The organism is Acinetobacter sp. NyZ410 (assembly GCF_022828975.1).
GTDB lineage: Bacteria > Pseudomonadota > Gammaproteobacteria > Pseudomonadales > Moraxellaceae > Acinetobacter > Acinetobacter guillouiae.
Genome location: NZ_CP094620.1, coordinates 1,785,653 through 1,810,456, shown reverse-complemented (window position 1 = coordinate 1,810,456; position 24,804 = coordinate 1,785,653). Strand labels below are relative to the sequence as shown.

Here is a 24,804-nt window from a genome sequence, read left to right as displayed (position 1 = left end):
GAGCAATGCCAACTTTTCAATCAGCGGATGCACAAATTAATTATCAAAGTTTTGGAAACCCTAACTCCCCTGCACTGGTCTTTTCAAATTCCTTAGGGACCAACTATGGCATGTGGCAAAAGCAGTTCAATTATTTTAAAGAACGTTTTTTTGTCATTTGCTATGACACCCGTGGACATGGTTCTTCATCTGCGCCACAAGGTCCTTATACCTTGCCCCAATTGGCTGAAGATGTGATTCGATTACTGGATCATTTAAATATTGAAAAAGCCAGTTTCTGTGGCATTTCTATGGGGGGGTTAACAGGTCAATGGTTAGCCATCCATTATCCACAACGATTTAATGCTGTTGTTATCAGTAATACCGCAGCAAAAATTGGACAAGAACAAGCATGGCTAGATCGTGCCCAACTTGTCCGAGAACAAGGTTTAACCAACATCGCAGCAACCGCTGCATCACGTTGGTTTACAGATCCCTTTATCCAAAGTCATCCTGCAATTGTCAATAATCTGTGTAACGACTTAAGTGCTGGCAGCGCAATAGGTTATGCCAATTGTTGTGAGGCTTTGGCTAAAGCGGATGTCCGCAATCAACTCAAAGATATCACGATTCCAGTTTTGGTCATTGCAGGGACGCAAGACCCTGTAACTACAGTCGCAGATGGGCAATTTATGCAACAGCACATTCCAGAATCCCAACTTGTGGAAATTCAAGCATCGCATATTTCAAATATTGAATGTCCTGAAGCTTTCAATGCTGTACTTGAAAAATTTCTCTCAGCAATTTTTGCGACTGAACTTTGACACTTTATCTTTGACACTTAATTTTTGAAGCAGCATAAAGGGATAGAACATATCCCTTTATTTTTTGGCATTTCACCAAGACTTGATAAAGCATATTTAAAATAAAATGTTGAGATAAAATTAAGTGTATTTATTTAAAAGTATAAATATATACCCACAAAGTAATAGAAAATTACATATAAAAATAACAATCATTTTATTTAATCAGGACCTGCATATCGATAAATCTGTTGTTTTTAGAAAACATCTAAAAGTATTTCTTTCTCAATACTCTATTTCTCAACAATAATGAAAAGGATATTTCAATTGAAAAAAAGCCCCTCAAATAATCAACTGAGCGATAAACACCACTTAATCAAATTAGGTGTTTTAAGTTGTTTATTGCTTGCAGGATGTAGTTCATCCTCTCGTTTAGAATCAAACCCAGTGCAAAAACAGGTCACGATTCAACGTGACAATTTTGGCACACCGCATGTCTATGCCAAGGACACTTATGGTCTTTTTTATGGTTATGCCTATGCAGTCGCAACTGATCGTTTATTTCAAATGGAAATGTCAAAACGTACAGGTTTAGGCACTGTTGCTGAAGTGCTCGGCCCCGATTATCTACAATATGATATTGCAACCCATAGTCGTTTTAATCCTGAACAGATTAAACAACAAATTGCCCAACTTTCTCCTGAAGATCGTGCCATTTTCGATGGCTATGCTGCTGGTTTTAATAAGCGTGTCCAAGAGGTTTTGGCCAATCCAGCGCTGATGCCTAAAGAATTTATTGATTATGACTTTAAACCATCGACGTGGCAGCCAGAAGATATCGCAATGGTCTGGGTGGGCTTAATTCTCAATCGGTTTTTTTCAGCCAGTTCAGAAGTCTCAAATTTAGATTTACTGACTCAACTACAAAAAGAAAAAGGTCCAGAAACAGGATTAAAAGTTTATCAGCAATTACGTTGGTTAGATGATCCGAGTGCTCCTACAATTATTCAATCTAAAGTAAAACCACAAGTTTCAGCACGTCAGCAACACATGTTAGAAGGTATAGCGCCTATCTCAGACCAAGCAGCCAAAAACTATTTAGCTCAAGCGCGTATCGCATTGGGTAAAAGTGTGGTTGATGGCGTCCCTACAGCCAGTAATGCTTGGGTGGTCAAAGGAGATAAAACGGTAGAAGGCCAAACGGTTTTATATAATGGCCCTCAACAAGGCTGGTACACGCCTGCAATTACTTATGCGGTTGGGTTACATGGTGCTGGCTATAATCTCACTGGGATTACCCCTGTCGGTCTACCTGCTATTTTATTTGGAACCAATGGAAAAATTGCTTGGGGTTCAACTGTCGGTTCGCTTGATACCAATGACGTCTATCAACTCAGCTTAAATCCGAGTAATCCAAAACAGTATCGTTATCAAGGCAGTTATATTCCCTTTGAACATCAACAGATCAAAATTAAAGTCCATAATCAACCAGACCACGTTTTAGATGTGTATCAAAGTAAACAAGGCTTTGTCAGCACATGGGATGAAAAAAATCATACCGCCTATGCACAAAAACGTAGCTGGGAAGGTGTAGAGATTGAAACTTTATTGGGCTGGGCCAATGCTGCAAAAGCGAGCAACTGGCAAGAATTCCTAGATCAAGCCAAACGTGTCGCGGCTTCGATTACATGGTTTTATGCCGATACCCAAAATAATATTGGTGTCGCTGCATTGGGTCGTTTACCGATCCGCCCTGAAAACCAGCATATTCAACTGCCTGCTCAAGGTGATGGCTCAATGGAATGGCAGGGTTTCTATGATTTCTCAGATAATCCCAAAGCCTATAACCCTGAAAAAGGCTATATTAGCAGTTGGAACAATAAAGCTTATGCGGATTTACGTTCCGATTCCTCCAACTTCTCTCATGTTGACCGTGTCAATGAACTGATTGAACCCCTAGAAAGTAAAGCAAAATTAAGCCAACAAGACATTTGGGATATCAATAAAATGGGCGCTTGGTCTGATCTGAATGCGCGTTATTTTATTCCCTATATGGTCAAAGCTGCACAAAGCCCGAACGCCTCACCTCTGGCAAAGAAAATCGCACCGATATTGGCGAGTTGGGACTTCAAACTTCGTCCTGACAGTGAGGCTAAATTCTATCAAGGCGCAGCACCTGTCATTATGCGTACATGGCTCAATCAAATGATTGAATTGGTGCTTAAACCAAATCTATCCGAAAATATTTATGCACGTTACACAGATACCCTTTACCCAGTAAATAATGACCCACGGAGTACACAACCTGCCAATGCATCCAAACTAATCTGGAATGCACTGCAAGGCAAACAAGCCAGCGTTGTTCAAATCGTTGATTTCTTAAAAGGACAATCAGCAGATGATGTGGTGTTAACTGCCTTAGAAAACACCTTAATTCAGCTTTCAAAACAATATCATTCAGACCAACCCAATGATTGGAAAATTCCTGTTGCCACAATGGGATTCTCCAACAAAAACTCAGTGGGTATTCCATGGGCTGATCAGGCACATCAACAACAGCTGAGCACCTATGGGAATACAGGGAGTGCAACCTTTAGAGTGGTACTTAATCCCAATCAAGTCAGCATGTGTTCAATTCTTGCACCTGGTCAAAGTGGATTTATTCATCGCAATGGAAAGACTGATCCACACTTTGCCGATCAGCTGCCATTATTTGAGAACTATCAATGTAAGGATGATGCGGTAAGCCAAAAGCAAATTGATCAAGCAACACAGCAAAGTATGACTTTAACCTATTAATTTTTACTCGAAACAGCCCAATATATAGATATATTGGGCTGTTTAAATTTTAAAGCTTGTTCAATACATCATTTATGAAAATGATGTACATACCGAAAAATCATACTGGTCCCTTGTGGTCGATTTTCTGCATCTTGTTCAAAATAAGCATTTGCAACAAGATGGTCATGGGGAGAAAAACTATACATCGCCCCTGGACCAATCGCCCAGACCTGCTCACGTCGCCCTTTGATATTTTCACCATCCACCTGTGTATCGGTGATTTGATTAAGCCAATACCCATTTATTCCTAACCGAAGCTGTGGTGTGACTGCATAACTACTTTCAAAGTTGGCATGTAACGCTTGCCCAGCCTGTATGTCTTCAGCATTCCCAAAACTATAATTTGGATCATTATTCTTAAAGTTATAAAGATAGTGTAGGCGTGTCGAAAGCGTCCATTTAGGATTCAGCCAATAGGTTGCAGCCCAGTATGGATCAAGTGACACCGCATTGGCACTAGGGTTTATATCCTTATTACGATCATATTCACCTGTAGGTAAATTGATTTGAAATTCAAAACGATGGGAAAACTTAGGCCCGTCTTGCCCCATCACTGGATCAAATTGGATAAAAGGGCCAATAATAATGTCGCCCAATCCCCTATTTGCTTTAATGGCTTGATTATTAAGGCCATCATCCACATCTACATGTGCCAGCACAGGAATCACCATATTTAAGCCAAGATTACCACTGCCCAATTTGATATCTGACATATAACTGATTTGCTGAACAATCGATTGATAATCAATCTCTGACTGAGGGAGTGCGATCTTGTTGCCATGTGTATCGCGAATACTATCCGCGCGATAATTCTGAAAATAGGTTTGTGCATACCAACCACTTCCTGCTGGAACTGCACCGTCTACAAAACTCGATAGACCTAAATTCACAGTTGGCAGATCACTGGCAAAGCTTGTATGTGTAATAAAAATAAGACCCAGTATTTTCTTATTCATCTTCAATATCCTTATTGTTGAGGCAAAATCCTCCTACAGGTAGCAATTGATGCTGCTACCTTTTTCTAACTGGATTTGCCTGTTTAAATAATATTGTGCATTGTTAATAGCGGATCATCACTGACTTTAATTCAGTGTAATCCTCAATAAATGCGTCTGAAAATTCACGACCCAGACCAGATGCTTTGACACCACCAAAAGGAACGGCAGGATCAAGGAATGTGTGCATATTCACCCAGACTGAGCCTGCTTCAATTTGCGGAATGAGTCGCAAAGCTTTCGCCAAATCATTGGTCCATATACTTGCAGTTAAACCAAAACGAGAATGATTCATCATTGAAATTAACTCTTCATCACTTTCAAAAGCAATCACATCCACCACAGGTCCAAATGTTTCCTCAATAAATAATGGATCATCAATACCCCGCACTGTTAATAAAGTTGGCTCTACAAAATAGCCTGTTCCTGCAATGACTTTACCACCACAAATGATTTGATTATTTTGATGCGCAAGATCCAGATAATGTTTAACCTTCTCAAAATGTGGCTTATTTGAAAGTGGACCAAACATAGAGGATTCATCCAGCGGTGAACCTATTTTAAATTGCTGAAGAGCTGCGGCTGCTTTTTGAATAAACTCTTCATATTTAGAGCGATGCACAAAAAAACGTTCTGGTGCTGCACACACTTGACCTTGATGGACAAAACTGGCTTGTAACAGTGTTGGTAAAATTTCATCGATTTGAGTATCCGCTAAAATCGCAGCTGCATTTTTTCCGCCTAGTTCTAAGCTGACACGGGTTAAATCGTTATGCATCGCTTGTTTGCCAATCGCAATTCCTGTGGGTACAGAACCTGTAAACGAGACTTTTTTAATCTTTTTAGAGTCAATTAAATATTGGCCAGTTTCTCCTGTGCCTGTGACAATATTAATCACACCTGCGGGGATGCCTGCTTCTATTGCAAGCTCGGCTAAACGTAATAATGAAAGTGTTGTGAACTCACTAGGTTTAAGCACGATTGTACAACCCGTTGACAATGCCGAACCAATCTTCCAACATCCGATCATCAAGGAAAAATTCCACGGCACGATCCCTGCCACAACCCCAACAGGTTGACGCACCGTATAAGCTGTATATTTTTCACCATTGGCTGAGGGAATAGAAGGTTGCATGGTTTGACCATGAATCTTGGTGGCCCAACCAGCAAAATATCTTAAAAACACGACAGTCTGAGCAACTTCTAAGTGTCGAGAAAGATTAATCAACTTGCCTGTAGTCAAAGTTTCTAGTTGTGCTAATTCCTCCGCATGCTGTTCAACCAGATCAGCAAGCTTATTCAGCTTTTGCCCACGCTCATAAGGTGATGTATTGGCCCAAGTATTTAGAAAAGCATCTTGTGCACTGTTTACAGCGGCCTCAACATCGGGTTTAGTCCCAATTGCAATACTTGAAACAGGCTGTTCCGTTGCTGGGTTAATCAGCTCAATTCGAGTCCGCGTATCATCAACTTTAATATGTTGGCCATGAATAAAATGACCGTGTTGACGTTGCAAAAAAGTTTGGACACTCGCTAAAATTTGTACTTGGTTCATCTTATTATCCTGTGTTCTATATAGAAATCTTGACAATTTAGGTTCAGCAATCTCTATGAGATTTAGTTATGCATTTAGAATAAAGTCAGCACCGCGCTCACCAATCATGATGGCAATGGCGTTGGTATTTCCACTTGGTACTTGTGGGCAAATGGAACAGTCAATCACGCGTAAATTTTGAAAACCATACACTTTAAGGGTTTGGTCAGTAACGGAGTCTTGTGAAGAATTGCCCATTTTACAGCTGCCCGCGGGATGGTAGACCGTTTTAATATTTTGACGCATCCACAAATCAATCGCAGCAATGTCATCGGGATCAATATTTGCTGGTTCAATAATGTCTTTGACTATAGATTTTAATGCAGGCTGTTGTAGTAAACGCAGCCCTGCCTGAACCGCGCGGATATTGGCATCAATATCTTCTTGATGACCTAAATAGTTTGGATCAATGATCGGCAAAGCATTTGGGTCTTTACTGCTTAAACGTAAACTGCCTCGTGCTTTGGGTTGTACATGTCCAACTTTAATGGTGAGACCATGTTCTTGTGCCACTGCTTTTTCACCTGGCGTATTATCAAAATTATCCAGTACTGGCAAGAAATGGAACTGTACATCAGGTCGGCCATGGTTATTGGTATCAATAAAGCCACCACCTTCTAAAATATTAGACGTTAATAAACCAGAACGGGTAAAGTGCCATTGTAAAAAGTGCCGTAGTGCTTTTAGACCTTGATCTTCCCCAAGCAAACTATTCTTGGTTGTAACAGTTGCATTCACTGACATATGTAAATGATCATGAAAATTCTCCCCCACAGGTAAGTCTTGAATACATTCAATGCCCAGTTCATTTAAGTGCTGTTTTGGGCCAATCCCTGAGAGTAATAAAACTTTTGGACTACCAATTGCACCAGCACTGACAATAATTTCTTTGCTTGCGTATACAGTAACAGCCGATTTTCCAGCAATGCTATAGGTTACACCTGTCGCCCGACCAGCATGTGTTTCGATTTTATGAACCAGTGCATCGGTCACCACAGTAAGATCTGCAAGATGTTCAACCGCTTTTAAATAGGTCTTTGCAGTGCTGGCTCTTTCACCATGCAGGGTTGTGGTTTGATAAAAGCCTACACCTGCTTGATCCCATCCATTGAGATCATTGACATATTTCATCCCCATTTGCTGACCTGCTTGAATACAGGCAAGTGTTAAAGGATGACGATAACGATTTTCACTGACAGGCAAAATACCCTCTTGTCCATGATACTCATCCGCAAGACTTTCATTTTTTTCAGCTTTTTTAAAAAATGGAAGCACCTTTTGATAAGACCAATTGTTGCAGCCCCATTCAGATGCCCATAGATCATAATCCTGACGTTGTCCACGACAGTACACCATGCCATTGACAGAGCTCCCTCCGCCAAGGACTTTTCCTTGTGCAAGAATCATTTCACGGTGATTACAATGCTTTTGTGGAACCGTCATATACGGCCATGATTTTTGTTGAAATACTTTGATCACTGTTGCAGGAATCGTATGGAACATACTATTGTCCTTCGTCCCCGCCTCTAAAACCAGCACTCGTCCTGCTTTTGCTTGTAATAATCGTGCTGCGACCACACAGCCTGCCGACCCTGCCCCAATAATAATATAGTCATATTCTGCTTGCATCATGCTTGCCTACTCATCCAATTCCTTGAATAAGATTTCACCATGATTACAGCGGATGTTCTTGTTTAAACGTGACTCACTTTATGCAAAATTGTGACATTGACAGCAGATCTAAAAATTCATCGACTACACTTTTAAGCGATATTGTTTCGGTGAAAGCCCGATCATCTTACGGAACAATTTTGAGAAATGAGCACTGTCACCAAATCCCCACTTCAAAGCAATTTCAGTAATCGACAGACTTTTATTTTTGCCATCTTTTAATTCATACTGAATTTTTTCGATACGATGCATTTGAATAAACTTGTGTACAGATTGCTGTTGATGTTCAAATAATCGGTGTAAATGCCGAAGTGAAATCCCTAAGTGATTTGCGATCATTTGTGCATTTAAACTTTGCTGATTGAGATGTTCAAAAATAAATCGCTCAGCTTTTATTTTGAGATGACTGGAAATTTCAATATTTTTATAGTTAATTGTCGGTTTGATTAAAGCAATCAAGGCATCTTCAAAAGCATTGCCATCCTCTTTTGCATACCAAAGTTCAATATTTTCAGGTGATAGATTTTGCAACATACCTTTCAGCAAATGCCCACTCATATTGGAAGTGTTTAATTTGCCAAAATGATCAACTGTAATGCCTTGCTTGAATAATTTCTCACGCGATAAATGCACTGAAACATGACTAAATAAACCTTGTGGATACATATCAATCGTTTCATCAGGATCAAGTAAGGTAATCTCTCCTTCATTTAAATCAATATTTTGCTCTTTATAAACAATCCGCATCTTGCCTGTGTACTGAATTACCAAAAAACAGAAACGATCTTTCACTCGATCAGGCATACCACTTTTTCTGCAAATATGACTGGCATTACTTTTTATAAAAGCAACCTCTGTCTCACCCAATAGGAAGAACTTTACTTCACCAATAAATAAATTATTTTGTTTATCAAAGGTCGTTTCAAAATCACCACAAACCTTTTGAATAGATTGCTTCCACTGCACAATTTCATTTTCTTTAGCTTGATTCATATCCATTCCCCTTGGACAGATCGATTCAATAATTTGAGTAGCTTTGCTTTGTCTTTTCCAACACCGTTAAAAATTCTATCTCAATAAATCCAAATAACCGACAAATTCATCTAGATATTTGTCGGTTAGTTGATGTTTATACAATCCCCGCAATATCCTTTAAAATTTTAATAAAAATTTCCTTTTCATTTTCAGGATATTTTTCAAAAACTTCATTTTGATGGCTATCGGCAATATCAAACAGATAATGTGCGGTTTTCTTGCCCTTTTCCGTTAACTTAAAAAAACCTTCCGTTTCAATCAATAAACCATCTTTTTTTAAGATAAGCGCAGCTTGTTCGATCTCACGCATCGGCATGGCAATATCACGTGGTAAATCTGCTTTATTGGATGCGGTACCACTGCCTAACACCAATAATAATCTTGCTTCACTGGTTCGAAATCCAGTGATTAACTGCTTCGGAATATAATCGGTCTGATAAAATTTAAACGCCCGACTCATTAAATAGCAGACATTACTATATAAATGCCCTTGATGTAATTCGCCTAAGTCTTCTGCTTCTACAGTATCTTTAAGCTGTAATAATGGATGAGGAATCACACCTGAATACGCACCTTGGTGATACACCAACGGACTACGCCCTTGATCATGAAACTTAACGACTTTGCCAATAATAATCCAGTGATCACCACCTTCAATAATTTCATGTCGCTCACATTCAAACACTGCTGAACAATGGTCTAGAACTGGTGATTGACCTGCACCAACCTGATAACTTGTGCCTTCATACTTATCGATATTGCGACGCGAAAACTTATTGGATAACTCAATTTGAGAACCCGATAAAATATTTACCGCAAAATGTGTAGCTTGCTCAAATACAGAAAAACTCGATGATTTTTTATCGATACTCCATAAAATGAGTGGTGGGTCTAAAGACACTGAATTAAAACTATTTGCAGTGACTCCAACCTTCTCACCTTGCTCATTTTGTGCCGTCACAATGGTCACACCTGTAGCAAAATTACCCAATGCCCGTCTAAATTGCATTGGATCTATTTTGATTTCATCCATTGATTTTAATGAATTCATTATTCTCTCCTGAATCTTTTATCCTATTTAGCTCGGTATCTGAAATTGCTTCGTCCTGTTAAAAGCAATTAAATATCCAGTACCAATCGTGCTGACTTTGCACGGGAACAGCACACCAGTATTTGTTCATTACTGGCTTTTTCTTCATCAGTAAAATACACATCACGATGATCAGGCTCACCTTCGATCACATCGCACATACAGGTTCCGCAGACGCCCTGTTCGCAAGACATTTCAATCTCAATCCCTTCACGTGCCAGTGCTTGCAGAATGGTTTCTTCGGCATTGACCATGATGATCTTGCCGCTACGCTCAGCAACAACTTCAAATGCATCACCGTTGGTTTCAAGCTCAACCTGAAAATATTCCTTATGAATCTGTTGCTCAGGAAAATTTTGCGTCAATGCCAAATTAATCACCCAATCCATAAATCCATTGGGACCACAGGTATAGATATGGCTTGCTTTGTCTATGTCCTGAATGGCAGATTGAAAAAACTCACGATGGCTAGCCCCTTCCGATTTAAAATGGAAGGTGGTAAAGGGCGCCAATACACTATTTCTAATTTCATCGACAAAGGCACATTGCTCTGGGCTTGCCCCGCAATAATGCAGTTCAAAAGATGCATTTTCTTGTACCAATTGATAGGCCATAGTGATCAAAGGGGTAATTCCAATCCCCCCACCCACCAGTACAGCATGTTTGGCTTTGACTAATGGAAACAGGTTTTTGGGTTCACTGACCTGTATTTGCATACCATCTTTTAAATCATCAAAAGCCGAGACTGAACCACCACGCGATTCTGGATCGCGTAAAATCCCCAATCGGAATATGCCGATATCTTTTGGGTTTTGGCATAGTGAGTACTGACGCACCATACCATTGGGTAAGTGCACATCAATATGCGCACCTGCTTCAATTTTTGGTAATGTGGCAGAATTTGCAGATTCAAACTCCATGACTGCAACATTCCCACCTTCTACATGACGGTTTCTGACAACCACGTTATAGAGTGTAGCCATGATTTATCTCCCTTTTATGCATCTCGCCCAAGGCTTAACGCATAAATAATCCACCGTTAATATCCCACGTCGCCCCAGTGACAAATGCAGCGCTTGGGCTTGCCAACAAGGCACAGGTTTCAGCAATAAATTCCATGCTACCTAATGCTTTGACTGGGATATTTTGAATAAATTGCGCCATTTTCTCGTCAGATACCACACTGTGTACAATCGGTGATTCCATTGGCCCAGGTGCTATGGCGTTTACAGTCACGCCTTTAGCAGCAAACTCTTTGGCAAAGATTTTAGTCAAAGTCACAATTGCACCTTTGGTTGCAGCATAGTGTGCTCCTGTTGCAGTGCCTCCATTTTGTCCTGCCAATGAAGCCATATTGACGATACGGCCATAGCCTTGATCTGCCATATATTTGCCAATAATCTGACATGCTTGAAAGGTTCCTCGCTGATTCACTTGAGTGATCCAGTCGAAGTCAGCTGCAGTAATCTCTAAAACAGGGGTTGCCTTGGTGACCGTCGCATTATTAATCAACACATCTAATTTGCTGAATTTTTGTTGAATCCACTGCACTGCAGCATGAAAATCTTGCTCAACTGAAATATCCAGTTTTAACGCAAACATATTCTCCGCATTAGGACTACGTGCTTTGGCATTTTCAGCCTTTTCTAAGCTGCTGGCAGAGACAATCACTTGATGCCCCTGTGCTGCAAAATATTCGGCGATCACATTCCCTAAACCAGATGCTGCGCCCGTGACTAAAACAACCTGTTTCATTTTTTGCGCTCCTAGAGGATGTAACTGATACCCGCCAAAGTATCGGTCGAGTTGACTAAGTTGATAATTTTACGATTGATCTTAAAGCCTTGTTCTGGATCACGAACCAAATGAAAAATCACATCTGCGGTGTAATGTTTTAAGCTTTCCTTACGGAATTCACGGAGGTTTTGTGCACAACGTAAAATGATTTCACCATCCTCATCTTTTACGACACGGATACGTGACACGCTACGGACGGTATTGGCTTTGGGTGCAGTCGAAATCGCTTCACCATTTTCCAAACGTTCGACCCGTAATGTACGCATATGATTGTTGTCATAGGCATAGTTCAAATTGTTTTCATAATCCTTCAGCGTCGGATCAATCGGAATGATATACACGCCTTTTTCATTCCAGAGATTGAGCCATTCACGGTATTCACTGTGATCTAACATGTCAGCTTCAGCCCAAACAAAAGCAGTCACTTCATTTAATAATTGCAAATTCATGTTCATGCTACTCTCCTTAAGCCGTCATCATCTTTTTCCACTGCTGATAAGCAGCGCGCATTCCAGTTTCTGCACTGACATCGCTCTTTAAGCCATCTTCAGTTTTTACTTCGCCGGGTAAACCACGGTTCAACATGATCCATAAATCATGACCAGCATTGGCACCATGTTGCACACGTTCCCACGCTTCTGAGTCATCAGGCGTACCGAAACCAAATGGACCTTGGAAATGTTCATGTAGACGTAAGCGATATTGATTGGCAATCTGTGGACCACCATCCATCGTGATCACAGAATGGTGAATTTCAGTTTCATTGACTGAAATCGGTTGCATAACACGGAAGAACGCCATTGAACAGGCAATGTTCGGGAACAGGTTTAAGTTAAACCCAGAACCACCCACAGCACGTACAATACGGCGTACTTCAAGTTCTTCATGTCCTTCATCACGTAACGCTTGAGCAAGCTCTTCAAAACGTTCCTGAATTGGGCGTTCCATCAACTCTTCATCTAAATCCACCAGCTCAGGAATCATCACCATGACACTGTGACCATTGCCTAAGTCTTCAACATAGCCAGGTTGATTTTCAAAATTAAATAATTCTTCAGTCTTCTCATCGACTGAACTTAAGAACGACTTATGTACCAAGGGGAAATGATAGGCATCGGTGGTGTTTTCCAGCTGGATTTTCCAGTTGCCTGGGAAACGGAAACGATGTTCACCCAATACTTTAATTGGATAACCTGCGCCTTGTTTCATAAACAAATCAATCCATTTTTTCGCTGCACCTAAGAAATCCGCTAAAGGTTCAATATCATCTTTAAAGGTGGCGAAAATCATACCGTTGTATTCTTCAACACGTAGGCTAATCAATGGAAACTCTGATTTATCCAGACACTCACCGTAACTTTCAGGCGAAGGTACACCACGCAATGAACCATCCAGTGCATAGCTCCATCCGTGATATGGGCAAACAAAACTGTTGGTTTTGCCTTTTTTATGTTCACATACAGTTGCTGCACGATGGCGGCAACGATTGAGCAATACATGGACTTTTTTCTTACGGTCACGTACAACGACCACAGGTTGCTTACCAATATTAATGGTTTTATAGCTACCACCATCTGGAATTTCGCTGGCATGTGCCACCCAAACCCAAGTGCTGTAATAAATCTTTTCCATTTCATCATCAAAGACACGTGCATCTTTATATAAAGAGGTATGCGCACGATCACTTTGAACTAACTCGCTGTAATCAATGTTAATATTCTGCATTGGAATAATACTGTTCATATCCATTATCCTTTTCAATTTATCCATAACTTATTGCTGAGACGGTACTGGCAATATCGCTGTACTGTTCCAGTGAGACACGGGGCGACTAAAAATATTTTCAGTCTGAAAATGCTTGATCTTCCATAGACCATCGGTTTGCTGTTTAAATTTCACGCTGAGTTTTGCGGCATTTAAATGGCTATCTCCATTGAGAAAGGTCGAGGTTTGCAACATCAACCAGCTTGCATTGGCCTGATCGCCTGCAATATAAATTTGTTCTGAACTGACAAAATGCGCATTCATCACAAAATGTGATTCGGTTTGGGTATAGCTTTTAAACATGTCAAAAATGGCTTGCCATGAAGCATAGCGACCAAAAGATCGCGCATATTTCTCACCAATTCCTTCCCAAATACTGTCCTGATCAAATAAATCCATTAATTCATTGAGATCAGTCTTGGCATTTAATCCATCACAAATTTCCATATAACGATGAATACAATTACGAATCGCGTTTTGCGCTTCGAGCTGTTCTAAGCGTTGTAAGATAACGGTCAAATCTATCTGGCTATTCATGTCATATTCATCCTTGGACATCTCGTGATTATTTAAATTCGGCTTATAAATAACCGGGTGCTGGCTGCATACCAAAGCTCACCAAAGCGGCATTTTGTAAAGTGGCATCGCCCATAAAGGCATGCTGAGTCACCACATTGGTATCATTCACAAAACGGCTAAATGGGTTATGGGTATAAATTGCAGTCATGCCCGCCAGCATTTGAATTTTGCGCGTTACACGTGCGCAAACTCGAGCAACATGGGTACAAGACAAGCGCATCTCACTGATCTGTTCTGGTGTTGGCGTACCACCTGCAATAATCTCATTCCAAACGATTTGCATAGTGTCGTAGAACCAAACACGTGCTGCTTTAAACTCAGCTTCGACTTGGGCAAATTCATATTGAGTGACTGGGCGACTGGCAATTTCAGCACCACCTGTAATGGATGATTTCCCTGGCGCTAACTTTTGGAATTCTTCCAACGCTGCTGCTGCAACACCGATCCCGACCACAGTTAACACCTGTGTTGCCAACGACAGTGATGGATATTTAAAAAAAGGTTCCGAAAGTTTGGACGGTTCACCACGAATAAAGGTCCAGTCATTGTTTACAAAGACATTATCCACCAACAGATCATGACTGCCTGTTCCCTTTAAACCGACCGTATCCCAAGTCATTTCGATTTGCGCTTGTTTTGCAGGAATAATTGCTAAACGGGGGAGACCTTGTGTGGTGTTATTGACCTGTGGACTAATCCCCACCCCAATAATATCGGCCCCCATACAACCACTTGAAAATTTCCATCGACCTTTTACCACCACGCCATCAGCTCTTAAATCTGCGGGTTGCGGTGGAAAAATACCTGCTGCAAATACAATATCTGGGCTCTCTTTATATAATTCTTCAAGTGTTGCTTCAGGCAGGCTACCCAAATAGGCAGGGCTCATCCCAAAACTCGCAACCCAGCCCACGGACCCATCTGCTTTAGACAAACGTTCAATCAACTCACAAAATTGTTGAGGTGACCATTCATTGCCGCCAAAACGTTTCGGTACCAATGCACGATAGACACCAATCTGCTTTAACTTATCGATGATGTCTTGACTCACATACGCTTGGTTATCGAACTCGCCTGTACAAGCCCGTTCTCGAATCTCCTGACAGAGTGCTTCTAATTCCGTTATTGTTGTGTCCATTACAAATTCCTTTGTCGATAAATTATTCATTACCCAACTCCTTGTCATTTATTGCGCGGCATCCACGATATATTTCGCAATTGCACACACCAGCTCATCCGAATTTCGTTTTGCCACAATTTGTAAACCCACGGGTTGCCCTTCGCTGGTTTTGAGCGGTATTGAAATTGCCGGATGTCCAGATAAATTGAATGGACGCACCAATGAAGTTAAGTTCAACAGTGCAACCATATGTTCTGCATCGATTAATTTGGGTGGGATTTGCGGAAGAGTTGGCAGTAACACGGCATCATATTTTTCCAATAAGCCGTCAATTTCATTGATAAATTGTGCTTTGACCGCTTCCGCCTCTTTTACTTGTTGCGCCGTGGTTTGCGCAGATTTGAGCAAGCGAGCATGGATATCGTCACCCAGCAAACCAGTTTTGGTTAACTCACCATACGCCTGCCAATTTTCATAATTAATGATCTGCATCCCTGCATCATAAGCAGGTTCAAACCATTCAGATTTCACTGGTGTAGCTGACAGATTCGCCTGAGCAAGAAAATGCTGAATACAGTTCAATACCGTTGGATTCGCATTTACCTCAAGCCAAGCCAGTTTCGGCGTATGCGCTAATTTTTCCAAAGCATGGAAACTTGGATCAATTATCTGCATCGCGGTTTCAATCATTGCAACCGAAGCGGCAAATGGTCCCACGCAATCCAGCGAACTCATGGCTGGATGTATCCCTTGACGACTGACGCGATTGAATGTCGGCTTAAAACCATACACGCCACAACATGCCGCTGGCATACGAATTGAACCACCAGTATCGGTACCTAAAGTAAAATCAGCCAGACCTGCGGCTACGGCAGCAGCAGACCCACTCGATGAACCACCTGGAATTAGATCAGGATATTGAGGATTGATTGCAGTGCCAAAAACAGGATTGATCCCGGTAATACCAAAAGCCAACTCATGTAGATTGGTTTTTGCGGTAATTTGGCAATCCGCTGCCAAAATACGCTCTACCACTTCTGCATTTTTTGTTGCAGAAGGCTTATCCATCAAGGCTTTGCTCCCGATCATGGTCTTTAGACCTTGAATATCAATGGAATCTTTCACCATGACTTTTAAAGCACCGCGTCCTATTTGTACGTCTTGTACAACAATATTCATTCACTTTTCCATGTATTTTTGTACTTAATACCAATATCGGAAAAAGTAATGTAATTGTCAAGATGTTTTTATCAGAAAGAGCAAAGATTTTTTCTTTAATTTTTGTATAATGATGAATATTCATCTTTATAAAGTTATCACTTTGCTATGCTTACTCATTTAGAACAATTTCTACCTAATAATGAACCTAGCAGTTTACAAAGCTATCCTTTCTTTTGGATTTCTCAAGTGAATGGTAAATATACACAACTTATTGAAAAATCAATAAAAAAACTTGGTATCGACAATACACGTCGTAAAATCATTTTAAGTACCAATGCTTTGCAACAAGCCAGTATTACCGAAATTGCCAACCTCTCTACCCTTAAATTGACCACAGCAACCAAAGCCATTTATCGCCTAGTTGAAGATGATATTGTGCAGGTTTTTTCGTCAGAGTCTGATGAACGTATCTCGATGGTCAAGCTCACAGACAAAGGCAAAGAACTAGTGGAGCAGATCAATCAAATCAGCCAAGTGACTTTATCTGGGATTTTAAATGCCTTTGAAGATGAAGAATTGCATCAGTTAAATGCACAATTGAAAAAGCTATTCAATTTGATGCCATCAAGCTAAATGCTGTAAATAAACGCCCATTAGCTGAATGCAATGGGCGAATTGTTCAGTTCATCACGTTGTGGACTGTAAAATATTAAACGGTGGTTTTAACTTACTTTTTTCAATTCGATCTGAAAAAGTCCGCAAAACATCTTGTTTATATTGATGAATATCCACATCTGCATAATTATAAAAGCCCTGCTTTTCACGAAGGCCATTACGTTGCTGACGCATATTTTCCGCAATAATTTCAGGTGTACGAAAACGTTCACCCAGCTCTTTTTGCAAATATTGCGAGGCATAATACAAAATATCGCCACCGCCCCAATCAATAAACTCCAATAAGCCTAAAACAGAAAAACGCAAACCAAAACCGGTACGAATAGCAATATCAATATCTTCTGCCGAAGCGACTCCATCTTCAACCATACGTGCCGCTTCATTCATTGCCAAGGCCTGAATCCTTGGCACGATATAACCCGCCTTGGCATTACAAACCACAGGTACCTTACCAATCGCCTGTAGAAATTGCTTAAGCTGAGTCAGCATCTCATTTGAGGTCTGGTCAGAACGGCTTAACTCCACCAAAGGCATGAGATAAGCAGGATTTAGCCAGTGTGCATTGACCACTCGCTCAGGATGCGAAATCATTTGCGCAATATCCGTCACTAAAAATGTGGATGTGGTCGAAGCCACAATACACTGCTGTGAAAGATATTGATCCAGCCAAGCAAAAATTTCTTGTTTGGCTTGTTTTACTTCTGGTACAGCCTCAAGGATCAACGCACAGCTTGGCAATATGCCTGTAGCAGCCTGTTTAGATAAAATCGCAATCTTATCCAAAACAAAAACTTGCTGCTCCGCTTGAATAAACTGAATTTTCTCAAGCAACTGTAACTCTTGCTGTAAATCAGCACGAATTTGAGTTTGATATTGTTCAAATTCAGCTTCACTGCGTTGTTTTGCATCAATCAAATCAACGTTTAGTCCTGCATAAGCAAAAGCAATCGCAATGGCTTTGCCCATACGCCCAGCACCGAGCACCGCAATTTTTTCGATCATCTGCATTTTAGACTCCTTGTTGCAAAATCGCTTGCAGTTCTGCTGGGCCTTTATCCGCAAGACCTAAACGCTCAAAAGTACGTCCTTGTTGATATAAATCCTTACCCGTGACCGCTGACGCGATATTCAACAAGCCCTCAGCAACAGGGGTTGCAACACCTGCCCAACGTCCCACAGAAACTAAAAAAGATAATCCTAAACGAGTGTCTTCTAACATATAGCGATGTGAATCTAAATCGATATCCTCACGCCAGTCACCGCTGTCAGTTAATTTTCCATGTGCCCCACGTCCATACATCCATTCATCACCCTCACCTTCACGATTATAATGATCCGCCAAAGGAAAATGTGGTGCGGCATATCCCAATGCTTCACGTACTTGCATTCGTTCCGCATCGAGTTGATTAGTGACACGACGAATTGAGGGTTGAGTACCTTCGTTATGAATATCCCACACTTCAAAATGTTCAAGTGGACCCGCATTCATCAAAATCAAAGGTGGATGAATAATAGGTCCAGCATTCATCAATGCACCACTTAAGCTGTCTTCAACGGGTTCAACGCTAGGATATGCCTGCTTAAGCACTTGAAATGCATGTTGTGACAACACACTTGGAAATACGCCTGTGGGTAACCGGGTCGCATACCCACTAATCACAATTTGATTCACCCCATGTTTACGCACCAAATAAGGCAAAGTCCCAGTTTCTGCAAATGCCACTTGGGCAGTGTTACCTGCTTGTTGCATCGCCTTGGCAAAGATAAAACTACCAAATGTCGCTGGTGGTAAGTACACCACTTGCCCTGCTTTAAAAAATGGCGCTGCTTGACGGGCTAAATCATCATGTGTGGTCGCAGGTAATGGAATAATAATTAACTCAGCATGTGCAATGGCGCGTTGCAAATCATCAGACAAATTAATCTGACTCTTTTCAAAACCCACTGTCACAGTGCGATCGCCCTGATAATCCTTAATCTTTAATTGCCCAGTGGCAGCAAGTTGTTGCAAAGCATCTGAATCACGGCGCCATAACAGCACCTCATGCCCTTTTTCAGCCATTTCTGCCGCAGCTGCATAACATCCATGACCGCCACCTAAAACTGTAATTTTCATCATTGCTCTTCCTGATTTATTTCAATTCATCATAGAAGCGCAATAACCTGCTGGCTTATCCAAACACGCAACACCTGTTCAGTTTACGAAAGCATTGTACTCATTTGAACAGGACTCATTTTTAAAGTTTTAGAGGGCAAACACCCATAGCGTTTTTTATACAGCGTAGAAAAATGCCCTAAACTTTGGAAGCCATGACGCAGCACAATATCCGTCACTGTTTCATTGGTTTGAGCATGCTGTAAAGCCAGATGTACCCGTTCAAGTCGCTGATCACGGATATACTCGACTGGGGTTTGTTGTAAATACTGACTAAAGCCTTTTTGCAATGTGCGGATCGACACCTCACAACACTGGCTTAAATCCGCTAATGAAATTGGTTGTTCTAAATGATTGTGAATATATTTTTGTGCTTTTTTCAGATAGCCGGGCAAAATATGCTGTCTTTGCAAATTAAGCTGATCACTATAGTTATTTGGGATCTTTAATAAAATTAGTTCAATTAAATACTGGGTAAAACTCGCAGAGATAAAGCTCCAATTTTGAATATGATAATAGGCATGGCACAAATAATTGAGGGTTTCAATAATCGAGTCTATGCCTTCTTCGGTACAGGACAGGCTCATATCAAAGATAACCGGTTCATGACTGGTATGCCCCAACATTTTAAACAATTGGGTTTCTACATCATGTTGAGCAAGTTTTAAAATAATATTTCGGCAATGCTGATTGGTCTGGATTTGCTGTTGAGTATGCGGATGCGTAATCGACATAATCCCGACTGACTGTAACACCTGTTGGTCTTCTATACCGACTTTACATTGGCCTTCCAGTGTTAAACGAAATAAATAAAAATCGGAAACTTCATCAATGGTAATTATCACAGGGGCACTATATTTAAGATCGTACAAGGCACAATTTCCAAAGCGAAAACCATTTAAACGGGTATTTAACGGTTCACGTACTTCCACTTCAAAACGATGAGGGCTTAAATAATAGCTGACCTGATCTTTAATGGTTTGATAATCATCCGATTTAAACAACAGCAGCTCATTTAGATAATCCAACTTGAAAAACTGTTCCATCCTTTCACTCCCTGATTATGGATTGACCAAACAAGTCACAAAGCCCATTACAAAGAATGGGCGTTGTGACTGATTGAGAATACCATTGAATTAAGAGGCATGTTCCTGCTGCATACTGGCGCTAAATGCCTTACAGCCCTTTTTCAATAAGATAAATGCCAACACACATGAAATCGTACCCACGATAGACAAAGACATCCCCACCATCAGTGGATTTTCAAAGATTTTATCTGTAATCAATGCCACCAACGTGGTACCGATTCCAACTGCAACCAAATTACTGATCAGCAAAAATACGGCTGAGATTTGTGCACGCAACTGATTCGGTGCCAGCATTTGCATTGCTGTAGTTGAAATTGGCATTGGGAAAGAAGCAAAAAACATGGCAGGAACCAGAAATACCACAGAAAGCCACAGCTCATTGACTTGGGTAAAGACCATAATTGGTAAAATTAATCCTACGATTCCGATCACACCGGTAATCATTGGCGCGTCCTTACGTCCTTTTTGAATAAACCAGTCATTGAGCCAGCCTGCACAGAATACGCCAAGAATATTTGCCACCAATAACACCGTGCCTAGCATATAGCCTGCTTCTGTCGGTGTAAGGCCAAACTTACGCATGTAAAATGCTGGTGACCAACTAATCAAGCAATACAGCGCCATTGCATAGAAAGTAAAACCTAAATAATGGCAAGTAAAAGTACGACTATGTTTTTTGATAAACTTAAACGCATCTTTCATATTGGTCTTTTCAACTTGACCTTGTGCATTTAAACGCTGACCTTTACGTTGCGGTTCTCTCACCGTAAGCAACACCAGTAAGCCAATAAATACCCCAGGTAAGCCCACGATAATAAATGCCGCCTGCCATGCTCTTAATGCACCAAATAAAGGAACCTGAATGGTGTCCATATTTTTAAGCAAGCCAATCACATAACCGCCGACCAGAAAAGCAATCCCTCCACCGACAAATGAACCAATTGAATATACTGCAACAGCACGGCCTAATTTGTCCTTACTGAACATATCACTAAACATTGAATACGCTGCTGGAGATAAAGCAGCTTCGCCCACTCCAACCCCCATACGGCTTAAAAACAGTTGAATAAAGTTTTTACTTAAGCCACAGAATGCAGTTGCAATGCTCCAAAACACTACCCCGACTGCAATAATTTTTGGTCGAGAAAATCGGTCTGCCAAATAGGCCAGTGGCAACCCCATAAAGGCGTAAAACAATGAAAAGGCAAGACCATGTAATAGACTAAATTGGGTATCTGACAAACCTAGATCAGCCTTAATCGGTTCAATCATCAGTGCCAGTATTTGCCGATCTATAAATGAAAAGATATAAGCCAACATGCAAAGTGAAACAACATACCATGCATATGTATTTGAATGAGAGCCTGTTGACTCTGGTGAATGAGTATCCATTTTTCTTCCTTGTCCATGCATTTTTATGATTGGTATCTTTAAGAAGATGTCGCGTATTTAAGGAAATATCCATTTCCTATCCACCTTCTTGATAAAAGCTTAACCCACTATAGTTATTTTTACATGTAATTTTCCATGTTATTTTAAGTATATAGTTATACCTTTTACTTCACAATGCTCAACTCTAACAAATTTATTTCATTTAAAATATTATATATCAATAAGATAATACATTTTTAAATTGTAAATTACTTTTGGGAGCATTCTCGAAACATACGCTAAAAATTTAATTCTAAAATAATATTGAATTTTACATTTATTTTTACATAATATAGAAAATACACCTCTCATAGGAAATGGATATGCCGCTGTCAAAACAAGATGCAATTGAAAGTATACATAGCATGCACGTACTGATTGAACGTATTTTTAACGGGAAACATACAGAACAAGATCTTCCCCTACTTATTGAATATTTTTCCGATCATTTTGAGATGGTCGGTGCAGCTGGAAAGCGCTTTTCCTTAGCCGATGTCAAAGGTCTGTTTAGCAATAATCAGGGCAAGATGCCAGATCTACAGATCGAAATTTATGATGAACAAATTTTGATGCAAAGCGAACAAAGCATTGTTCTCACCTATACTGAAAAACACACCAAGGAATCAGGAATTCTAGTTCGACGTTCTTGTGCGCTGATTGAAGAAATTCAAGGAAAAATGCAGTGGAGTTACTTACAGGAGACTTTTTTACCTTAAATAGCGGTCAGTCATAATAACTCCATTATTCAATGCAACGCTTTAAGTTCAATAAGATATCAATTTAGAATATAAATGATTGAGTTGCGACTTAAAGCTTAGCTCCCCGTTTTTCGCAAACACTTTGTCTATTTTCATCCCCATTATTAAAATTTTACTTAAAAACAAAATTACGGCGAAGCTCACTTAAAAAATATTATTTATTTCAAAAGTGTACATGCTTTGATTTATAAAACTGATTCAACAATCCTATCGCAATCTCCTCAACAAAAATGTATCCAAGCATTTAATCTGCATAAAGTGGATAAACACATGGAAAATCTGGATAGAGCCCTTCTTTAAATCGCGGTTCAATCAAACAAAGGACTGATTGGACAGAGGAAGAGCCCATGACTGCACGTAACCTCGCCGAATGGCAAAATTTTGTACACAGCTGTATCGATTTTCGACCAAATGATGGTGTTTATCGGATTGCTCGCGATATGTTTACCGAACCAGAACTGTTTGATCTCGAAATGGAGCTCATTTTTGAAAAGGTCTGGATTTACGCTTGCCATGAAAGTGAAATTGCCAATAACAATGATTTCATTACAGTACAGATTGGCCGTCAGCCGATCATTATCAGCCGTGATGGTAAAGGCGAACTACATGCCATGGTCAATGCCTGTGAGCATCGTGGTGCAACCTTGACCCGTGTGGCCAAAGGCAATCAGTCTGTATTCACCTGCCCGTTTCATGCTTGGTGTTATAAGTCGGATGGCCGTTTAGTCAAAGTCAAAGCGCCAAATGAATATTGTGAAGATTTTGATAAATCCAGCCGTGGTTTAAAACAAGGCCGTATTGCCAGCTATCGTGGATTTGTTTTTGTCAGTCTGGATACTCAGGCCACAGATTCACTAGAAGACTTTTTAGGTGATACTAAAGTGTTTCTTGACTTGATGGTTGATCAATCACCAACAGGTGAGCTTGAAGTATTACAAGGTAAATCTGCTTATACTTTTGCAGGCAACTGGAAACTACAAAATGAAAATGGTCTGGATGGCTATCACGTTAGTACCGTGCATTATAACTATGTTTCCACCGTTCAACATCGCCAGCAAGTCAATGCAGCCAATGGCAGTGAACTCGACACACTCGATTACAGTAAATTAGGCGCGGGTGATGCCGAAACTGACGATGGCTGGTTTAGCTTTAAAAATGGGCATAGTGTGCTGTTTAGCGATATGCCAAATTCAGCAGTACGTCCTGGTTATGATGTGGTGATGCCGTATCTGCTGGAAAGATTTGGGGAAAAACGCGCTAAATGGGCCATGCATCGTTTACGTAACCTCAACCTTTATCCAAGCCTGTTCTTTATGGATCAGATCAGTTCACAACTGCGTATTGTCCGCCCAGTGGCGTGGAATAAAACTGAAGTTATTAGCCAATGTATTGGTGTGAAAGGTGAATCAGCGGAAGCACGTCGTAACCGTATTCGTCAGTTTGAAGACTTTTTCAATGTATCTGGATTGGGTACACCAGATGATCTGGTTGAATTCCGCGAACAACAAAAAGGCTTTCAGGGTCGTTTAGAACGCTGGAGTGATATCTCACGTGGTTATCACCAATGGAATTATGGCCCATCACAAAATTCACAAGACCTTGGTATTGAACCGGTGATCACAGGACGTGAAATTACTCATGAAGGACTATATGTCAACCAGCATGGTCACTGGCAACGCCTGCTCCTCAATGGACTCAATAAAAAAGCACTTAAGATGCAAGAAGTCACTTTTTTAAATCAATCTGTTACGGATGAGGTGTAACCATGTCTCTAGAACTTCATTTTGCAGTTTCTCAATTTCTTTATAAAAAAGCGGAACTGTGTGATCGCTATGATTGGGATGCTTATCTCGAACTCTATGATGAAGACAGCGAATATCATATCCCACAATGGATTGATGATCATCACTACGTTGAAGATCCCAATCAAGGTTTGTCCTATATTTATTACCCCGATCGTTCAGGACTTGAAGATCGTGTGTTCCGTATCCGCACTGGAAAAGCAGCTTCTGCAACGCCTTTACCGCGCACTCAACATAATATTCACAATGTACAAGTAAAGACTCAAGAAGATGGTTTGGTCGAGGCAAAGGTAAGCTGGCGCACGCTTTATAATCGTCAGGGCCTTGAAGGATGCTTTTATGGTCATGCCACTTATTTGCTGCGTCCAACTGAAGATAGCTTCCGTATTCGTCGTCAACACAGCGTATTGCTTAATGACAAGATAGATTCGGTTCTCGATTTCTATCACGTCTAAGGAGAAATACA

The 24,804-nt window shown here is 40.6% G+C and carries 22 protein-coding genes; 6 read left to right on the top strand and 16 right to left on the bottom strand.

Annotated features, from left to right (window positions below; translation table 11 throughout):
• Nucleotides 1-5 precede the first annotated feature (5 nt).
• Nucleotides 6-803: a 3-oxoadipate enol-lactonase gene (pcaD, locus tag MTO68_RS08485; RefSeq protein ID WP_239045981.1), complete on the top strand. Its 798-nt coding sequence runs from the start codon at nucleotides 6-8 to the stop codon at nucleotides 801-803.
• 288 nt (nucleotides 804-1,091) lie between these two features.
• Nucleotides 1,092-3,581: a penicillin acylase family protein gene (locus MTO68_RS08480; RefSeq protein ID WP_244015614.1), complete on the top strand. Its 2,490-nt coding sequence runs from the start codon at nucleotides 1,092-1,094 to the stop codon at nucleotides 3,579-3,581.
• Between the two features lie 68 nt (nucleotides 3,582-3,649).
• Here MTO68_RS08480 and MTO68_RS08475 read toward each other — a convergent pair whose 3' ends face one another.
• The 12 genes from MTO68_RS08475 to MTO68_RS08420 all read right to left on the bottom strand — a co-directional run bounded on the left by MTO68_RS08475 (nucleotide 3,650) and on the right by MTO68_RS08420 (nucleotide 16,447).
• A complete protein-coding gene (locus MTO68_RS08475) occupies nucleotides 3,650-4,579 on the bottom strand; it encodes a transporter (protein ID WP_244015613.1) in 930 nt (309 codons plus the stop codon).
• Nucleotides 4,580-4,682: 103 nt separating this feature from the next.
• On the bottom strand, nucleotides 4,683-6,173 hold the full coding sequence (locus MTO68_RS08470) for an aldehyde dehydrogenase family protein (RefSeq protein ID WP_244015612.1): 1,491 nt from the start codon (nucleotides 6,171-6,173) through the stop codon (nucleotides 4,683-4,685).
• 66 nt (nucleotides 6,174-6,239) lie between these two features.
• A complete protein-coding gene (locus MTO68_RS08465) occupies nucleotides 6,240-7,841 on the bottom strand; it encodes a GMC family oxidoreductase N-terminal domain-containing protein (protein ID WP_244015964.1) in 1,602 nt (533 codons plus the stop codon).
• A 126-nt stretch (nucleotides 7,842-7,967) separates the two neighbouring features.
• Complete coding sequence (gene feaR, locus MTO68_RS08460; RefSeq protein ID WP_056515418.1) at nucleotides 7,968-8,876, bottom strand: transcriptional regulator FeaR; 909 nt, start codon at nucleotides 8,874-8,876, stop codon at nucleotides 7,968-7,970.
• A gap of 136 nt (nucleotides 8,877-9,012) precedes the next feature.
• Complete coding sequence (locus tag MTO68_RS08455; RefSeq protein WP_034614186.1) at nucleotides 9,013-9,969, bottom strand: p-hydroxyphenylacetate 3-hydroxylase reductase component; 957 nt, start codon at nucleotides 9,967-9,969, stop codon at nucleotides 9,013-9,015.
• 68 nt (nucleotides 9,970-10,037) lie between these two features.
• Nucleotides 10,038-10,991 carry a PDR/VanB family oxidoreductase gene (locus MTO68_RS08450; protein WP_244015611.1) on the bottom strand — a complete coding sequence of 318 codons (954 nt, stop codon included), beginning with the start codon at nucleotides 10,989-10,991 and terminating at the stop codon, nucleotides 10,038-10,040.
• Nucleotides 10,992-11,025: 34 nt separating this feature from the next.
• On the bottom strand, nucleotides 11,026-11,763 hold the full coding sequence (locus MTO68_RS08445; protein ID WP_004820415.1) for an SDR family NAD(P)-dependent oxidoreductase: 738 nt from the start codon (nucleotides 11,761-11,763) through the stop codon (nucleotides 11,026-11,028).
• A gap of 11 nt (nucleotides 11,764-11,774) precedes the next feature.
• The gene (locus MTO68_RS08440; RefSeq protein WP_004721595.1) at nucleotides 11,775-12,260 is read right to left on the bottom strand and encodes an aromatic-ring-hydroxylating dioxygenase subunit beta; all 486 of its coding nucleotides are present in this window, start codon (nucleotides 12,258-12,260) and stop codon (nucleotides 11,775-11,777) included.
• Nucleotides 12,261-12,270: 10 nt separating this feature from the next.
• Nucleotides 12,271-13,548, bottom strand: coding sequence for an aromatic ring-hydroxylating dioxygenase subunit alpha (locus tag MTO68_RS08435; protein ID WP_004721598.1), 1,278 nt, complete (start codon nucleotides 13,546-13,548; stop codon nucleotides 12,271-12,273).
• A gap of 30 nt (nucleotides 13,549-13,578) precedes the next feature.
• Nucleotides 13,579-14,106, bottom strand: a complete 528-nt coding sequence (locus MTO68_RS08430; protein ID WP_244015610.1) for a nuclear transport factor 2 family protein — start codon at nucleotides 14,104-14,106, stop codon at nucleotides 13,579-13,581.
• Nucleotides 14,107-14,149: 43 nt separating this feature from the next.
• Nucleotides 14,150-15,286 carry an acyl-CoA dehydrogenase family protein gene (locus MTO68_RS08425; protein ID WP_227548142.1) on the bottom strand — a complete coding sequence of 379 codons (1,137 nt, stop codon included), beginning with the start codon at nucleotides 15,284-15,286 and terminating at the stop codon, nucleotides 14,150-14,152.
• Nucleotides 15,287-15,334: 48 nt separating this feature from the next.
• Complete coding sequence (locus MTO68_RS08420; protein WP_244015609.1) at nucleotides 15,335-16,447, bottom strand: amidase; 1,113 nt, start codon at nucleotides 16,445-16,447, stop codon at nucleotides 15,335-15,337.
• Between the two features lie 147 nt (nucleotides 16,448-16,594).
• Between MTO68_RS08420 and MTO68_RS08415 the strand changes: the two genes are divergently transcribed.
• Entirely contained in the window at nucleotides 16,595-17,062 is a 468-nt protein-coding gene (locus MTO68_RS08415) for a hypothetical protein (RefSeq protein ID WP_004721604.1), read from the top strand.
• 54 nt (nucleotides 17,063-17,116) lie between these two features.
• Here MTO68_RS08415 and MTO68_RS08410 read toward each other — a convergent pair whose 3' ends face one another.
• The 4 genes from MTO68_RS08410 to MTO68_RS08395 all read right to left on the bottom strand — a co-directional run bounded on the left by MTO68_RS08410 (nucleotide 17,117) and on the right by MTO68_RS08395 (nucleotide 21,739).
• Nucleotides 17,117-18,112, bottom strand: a complete 996-nt coding sequence (locus tag MTO68_RS08410) for a 3-hydroxybutyryl-CoA dehydrogenase (RefSeq protein ID WP_244015608.1) — start codon at nucleotides 18,110-18,112, stop codon at nucleotides 17,117-17,119.
• Nucleotide 18,113: 1 nt separating this feature from the next.
• Nucleotides 18,114-19,220 (bottom strand): NAD/NADP-dependent octopine/nopaline dehydrogenase family protein, encoded by a 1,107-nt coding sequence (locus MTO68_RS08405; RefSeq protein WP_244015963.1) that lies wholly within the window; start codon nucleotides 19,218-19,220, stop codon nucleotides 18,114-18,116.
• A gap of 83 nt (nucleotides 19,221-19,303) precedes the next feature.
• Nucleotides 19,304-20,305: an AraC family transcriptional regulator gene (locus MTO68_RS08400; RefSeq protein ID WP_244015607.1), complete on the bottom strand. Its 1,002-nt coding sequence runs from the start codon at nucleotides 20,303-20,305 to the stop codon at nucleotides 19,304-19,306.
• A 90-nt stretch (nucleotides 20,306-20,395) separates the two neighbouring features.
• Nucleotides 20,396-21,739 (bottom strand): MFS transporter, encoded by a 1,344-nt coding sequence (locus tag MTO68_RS08395; RefSeq protein ID WP_004721612.1) that lies wholly within the window; start codon nucleotides 21,737-21,739, stop codon nucleotides 20,396-20,398.
• A gap of 362 nt (nucleotides 21,740-22,101) precedes the next feature.
• On the opposite strand from MTO68_RS08395, the gene MTO68_RS08390 reads away from it, so the two are divergent.
• From MTO68_RS08390 to antB, 3 genes are all read left to right on the top strand, one after another.
• Nucleotides 22,102-22,494, top strand: coding sequence for a hypothetical protein (locus tag MTO68_RS08390; protein WP_004820393.1), 393 nt, complete (start codon nucleotides 22,102-22,104; stop codon nucleotides 22,492-22,494).
• A gap of 389 nt (nucleotides 22,495-22,883) precedes the next feature.
• Nucleotides 22,884-24,299, top strand: a complete 1,416-nt coding sequence (antA, locus tag MTO68_RS08385; protein ID WP_034614163.1) for an anthranilate 1,2-dioxygenase large subunit — start codon at nucleotides 22,884-22,886, stop codon at nucleotides 24,297-24,299.
• Nucleotides 24,300-24,301: 2 nt separating this feature from the next.
• Nucleotides 24,302-24,793, top strand: coding sequence for an anthranilate 1,2-dioxygenase small subunit (antB, locus tag MTO68_RS08380; RefSeq protein WP_004721618.1), 492 nt, complete (start codon nucleotides 24,302-24,304; stop codon nucleotides 24,791-24,793).
• The last annotated feature ends 11 nt before the right edge of the window (nucleotides 24,794-24,804 follow it).

Excerpts from the sequence above, each read along its gene's own strand:
- MTO68_RS08390 (WP_004820393.1), top strand. The coding sequence starts at position 22,102 with ATGCCGCTGTCAAAACAAGATGCAATTGAAAGTATACATAGCATGCAC.
- MTO68_RS08480 (WP_244015614.1), top strand. The coding sequence starts at position 1,092 with ATGAAAAGGATATTTCAATTGAAAAAAAGCCCCTCAAATAATCAACTG.
- MTO68_RS08470 (WP_244015612.1), bottom strand. The coding sequence starts at position 6,173 with ATGAACCAAGTACAAATTTTAGCGAGTGTCCAAACTTTTTTGCAACGT.
- antB (WP_004721618.1), top strand. The coding sequence starts at position 24,302 with ATGTCTCTAGAACTTCATTTTGCAGTTTCTCAATTTCTTTATAAAAAA.
- MTO68_RS08435 (WP_004721598.1), bottom strand. The coding sequence starts at position 13,548 with ATGAACAGTATTATTCCAATGCAGAATATTAACATTGATTACAGCGAG.
- MTO68_RS08400 (WP_244015607.1), bottom strand. The coding sequence starts at position 20,305 with ATGGAACAGTTTTTCAAGTTGGATTATCTAAATGAGCTGCTGTTGTTT.
- MTO68_RS08450 (WP_244015611.1), bottom strand. The coding sequence starts at position 10,991 with ATGGCTACACTCTATAACGTGGTTGTCAGAAACCGTCATGTAGAAGGT.
- antA (WP_034614163.1), top strand. The coding sequence starts at position 22,884 with ATGACTGCACGTAACCTCGCCGAATGGCAAAATTTTGTACACAGCTGT.
- MTO68_RS08475 (WP_244015613.1), bottom strand. The coding sequence starts at position 4,579 with ATGAATAAGAAAATACTGGGTCTTATTTTTATTACACATACAAGCTTT.
- MTO68_RS08420 (WP_244015609.1), bottom strand. The coding sequence starts at position 16,447 with ATGAATATTGTTGTACAAGACGTACAAATAGGACGCGGTGCTTTAAAA.
- MTO68_RS08445 (WP_004820415.1), bottom strand. The coding sequence starts at position 11,763 with ATGAAACAGGTTGTTTTAGTCACGGGCGCAGCATCTGGTTTAGGGAAT.
- MTO68_RS08410 (WP_244015608.1), bottom strand. The coding sequence starts at position 18,112 with ATGCAGATGATCGAAAAAATTGCGGTGCTCGGTGCTGGGCGTATGGGC.
- MTO68_RS08395 (WP_004721612.1), bottom strand. The coding sequence starts at position 21,739 with ATGGATACTCATTCACCAGAGTCAACAGGCTCTCATTCAAATACATAT.
- MTO68_RS08440 (WP_004721595.1), bottom strand. The coding sequence starts at position 12,260 with ATGAACATGAATTTGCAATTATTAAATGAAGTGACTGCTTTTGTTTGG.
- MTO68_RS08415 (WP_004721604.1), top strand. The coding sequence starts at position 16,595 with ATGCTTACTCATTTAGAACAATTTCTACCTAATAATGAACCTAGCAGT.
- pcaD (WP_239045981.1), top strand. The coding sequence starts at position 6 with ATGCCAACTTTTCAATCAGCGGATGCACAAATTAATTATCAAAGTTTT.
- feaR (WP_056515418.1), bottom strand. The coding sequence starts at position 8,876 with ATGAATCAAGCTAAAGAAAATGAAATTGTGCAGTGGAAGCAATCTATT.
- MTO68_RS08430 (WP_244015610.1), bottom strand. The coding sequence starts at position 14,106 with ATGAATAGCCAGATAGATTTGACCGTTATCTTACAACGCTTAGAACAG.
- MTO68_RS08425 (WP_227548142.1), bottom strand. The coding sequence starts at position 15,286 with ATGGACACAACAATAACGGAATTAGAAGCACTCTGTCAGGAGATTCGA.
- MTO68_RS08455 (WP_034614186.1), bottom strand. The coding sequence starts at position 9,969 with ATGAATTCATTAAAATCAATGGATGAAATCAAAATAGATCCAATGCAA.
- MTO68_RS08465 (WP_244015964.1), bottom strand. The coding sequence starts at position 7,841 with ATGCAAGCAGAATATGACTATATTATTATTGGGGCAGGGTCGGCAGGC.
- MTO68_RS08405 (WP_244015963.1), bottom strand. The coding sequence starts at position 19,220 with ATGAAAATTACAGTTTTAGGTGGCGGTCATGGATGTTATGCAGCTGCG.